The organism is Aeromonas sp. LsrichE-8G, from assembly GCF_022869435.1.
In the GTDB taxonomy this organism is placed as follows: domain Bacteria; phylum Pseudomonadota; class Gammaproteobacteria; order Enterobacterales; family Aeromonadaceae; genus Aeromonas; species Aeromonas caviae.
This window is the reverse complement of the sequence record NZ_JALIHH010000185.1, coordinates 1-3,157: the sequence shown is the minus strand read 5'-3', so window position 1 is coordinate 3,157 and position 3,157 is coordinate 1. Positions and strand designations below refer to the sequence as shown.

1 protein-coding gene and 2 pseudogenes are annotated in these 3,157 nt (G+C 45.7%); all 3 read left to right on the top strand.

The features are described 5' to 3' along the window. Window positions 1-200: 200 nt before the first annotated feature. Entirely contained in the window at window positions 201-2,141 is a 1,941-nt protein-coding gene (locus tag MUW49_RS18405; protein WP_244813061.1) for a nucleoside-diphosphate sugar epimerase/dehydratase, read from the top strand. 103 nt (window positions 2,142-2,244) lie between these two features. After that, window positions 2,245-2,397: pseudogene (gene glmM / locus MUW49_RS18400) on the top strand (phosphoglucosamine mutase); the annotation flags it as partial. Window positions 2,398-2,840: 443 nt separating this feature from the next. Further along, a pseudogene (locus tag MUW49_RS18395) lies at window positions 2,841-3,011 on the top strand (IS21 family transposase); the annotation flags it as partial. Window positions 3,012-3,157 lie beyond the last annotated feature (146 nt).

Below are 3,157 nucleotides of genomic sequence, written 5' to 3'. Positions count from 1 at the left end.
CCTGTCGTTGGTGGAGACCGGCAAGCGATTGGGCCGCTGCCCACAGGAGTGGTTGAGGGCCGTGGTCAGGGCGTGCATCGAGAAGACAGATTATCCCATCCCGGCAGAACTGATGCCGTCAACCCCGTCCTGGTGAATAGATACGTGTACACGACAGTGTTATTGGTTAACTTATGAAGAAAATGTCATTGGAGCAAAAGATGGAATTTTTGCAGTTTTTATTCTCGTTAAAACGGTCACAAAAGCGTGTGGTCAGTGTCGCTATTGACTCTGTTTTTCTGCTGTTTGCCTTTTGGTTTGCGTTATTGGTGCGTTTAGACTCTGTTGAAGTATTACTCAAGGCCCAATATTGGGGGCTAATAGCATTAACAATACCCATTAGTATTGCTGGTTTTGTGCGGTTGGGGCTGTATCGCGCAGTGCTGCGTTATATCGGCTCGCAAGCGTTTACTGCTATCGTTGCGGGTGTAGTTATTTCTACCATAGCCCTTGTTTTACTAGCCTATTATGGCGGTGTTGATTTACCTCGTACCGTTCCCTTTATTTATGCTGCCTTTGCGCTAGTGTTTGTTGGCGGCGCGCGCTCGCTTATGCGGTCTTTAGTTGGTGCGGGTATGAATCGTCGTGGTGAACCTGTGATAATTTATGGTGCCGGTGTGAGCGGCCGCCAAACGGCAATTGCGCTAGCGCAAAGCCATGAATATCATCCAATTGCTTTTGTTGATGATGATGAATCGTTGCAAGGTACTGTGATCCAGGGCCTACATGTGCATGCACCACAGGAATTACGTAAGTTAATCAAACAAAAAGCCACTGCACGAGTATTGTTAGCGATGCCAAGTGCCTCACGCTCTCGCAGGCAAGAGATTATCAATCAGCTTGAGCCGCTTAGCGTTAAGGTGATGACATTGCCCGCGATGGCTGATTTAGTCAGTGGTGATAAGTTATTTAGTGATGTAAAAGAAGTAGAAATCGAAGATTTACTGGGCCGTGATTCTGTTGCACCTAGACAAAACCTATTGTCCGCTAACATCAAAAATAAAGTGGTGATGGTGACAGGAGCAGGGGGCTCGATTGGCTCTGAATTATGTCGGCAGATTTTAAAGCAGTCACCTAAAAAGCTAGTGCTATTTGAGTTATCAGAATTTGCACTTTACTCCATTGAACGTGAGCTTTCTGCTACTGCCCATGATTTGGGTATTGATATTGAAATTTTGCCCATGATGGGGTCTGTACAACGTGAAAATCGTGTACAAGCGGTAATGCAAGCCTTTAATGTACAAACTGTTTACCACGCAGCAGCCTACAAACACGTGCCTTTGGTTGAGCATAATGTGGTTGAAGGTGTTCGCAACAACGTATTTGGTACCTTGTATACCGCTAGAGCCGCAATTGCAGCAAATGTAGAAACCTTTGTTTTGGTCTCTACCGATAAAGCCGTGCGCCCTACAAATGTGATGGGTACCACTAAACGTATGGCGGAACTGGCATTGCAAGCATTAGCAAAAGAGGTGCATCAAACGCGTTTTTGTATGGTGCGTTTTGGTAATGTGCTAGGGTCTTCTGGTTCAGTTGTGCCATTGTTCCGTAAGCAGATCTCTAATGGCGGTCCGGTAACTGTTACTCATCCTGAAATAACCCGCTTTTTTATGACGATTCCAGAAGCATCACAGCTGGTTATTCAAGCGGGTGCTATGGGTAAAGGCGGCGATGTCTTTGTACTTGATATGGGAAAATCGGTCAAAATCGTTGATCTCGCAGCTAAAATGATCCGCTTAAGTGGTTATGATGTGAAGGATGAAGCAAATCCCAATGGTGATATCGCTATTGAATTTACCGGCCTTCGTCCTGGTGAAAAATTGTATGAAGAGTTACTGATTGGCGATGATGTAACAGGTACAGACCATGAGCGGATTATGACAGCGAATGAAATTTATCTGCCATGGTCCGAATTAGAGTTAATTCTTAATCGTTTAGACAAAGCATGCCATGAGTTCAACCATGAGGCGATCCGTGAGATTTTACTTGCGGCGCCAACCGGTTTCGCCCCAACTGATGGTATTTGTGATCTAGTTTGGCAGCAAAGGAAATTATTTAAACCAGCTGATACAAAACCGAAAGTGGTAACGTTAGTTTCTTGATTCAATGTCTTATGTCGTTTAGATGTTGCAAAGTTAAATCTTTTTAAAAGCCAAATCCCCATGGATTTGGCTTTTTGTCTTTTAGCGTTTTTAAGGATTTTGTATGTCTAGGAAGTATTTTGGTACTGATGGTGTGCGTGGCAAAGTAGGTAAATTCCCAATTACGCCTGATTTTGCGATGAAGTTAGGTTGGGCGGCAGGTACAGTGCTCGCATCCACAGGCACTAAAGAGGTGCTAATTGGTAAGGATACCCGTAGTCATGTACAGGATCTTTAGCGCCAACCAATTGAAATAGATATAAAAAAGGCTTCGTTTGTGATCTAATTTTATCGCCAAACAAAATCAACACGCGCGAAGCCTATGACCATTATTAATGCTAATCACTATCTGGAGCAACTCCTGGCTCCCGCCGCACTCGAGCGCATTGCTCGGCTCTGCAAGTTTTGTCTGCGTCAGCGCGCCATTACCCCTGCCATGTGCATATTCCGGCCGATCATGAACACCAATTCCGATTCAACGTGAACACCATTTCCGGACCAATGTGAACGCTCATTCCGGTTCAACCTGAACACTTCGCCCCTCCTTTCCGGAAACAGTGTTCAACATCCCGGAATCACTGTTCACATTCACCAGAATCATCCTTAACGCATTGATTTAAAAACCTTTGATACGCTCTCCCTTTTGCCAGGGAAGAGCCTATGTCTGCCAAGAGGATTGCAATGCGTAAAATTCGTGAAGTACTGCGACTGCGGCTGGAAGCTGACCTCTCTGTTCGCCAAATCAGTATCTGTACCAAGGTCAGTGTCGGCTCCATCCAGAAACTCCTCAAAAGTGCCCAGGCGCTCGGCCTTACCTGGCCCTTACCTACCCCCCCGGTGTCAGAATAGTTGTCGCCTAATCTGAATAATCTAAATGTGAAGACCGGGGGCGGATAAAGAGTGTCGAATGGCTCGTTATTCAAGTGAGCGCAAGGCTGCTTTGCTCAAGAAGCTGCTGCCGCCCATCAATATGTCGG

Bases quoted from the DNA above. Each gene is read 5' to 3' on its own strand.
- MUW49_RS18405 (WP_244813061.1), top strand. From the start codon at position 201: ATGGAATTTTTGCAGTTTTTATTCTCGTTAAAACGGTCACAAAAGCGT.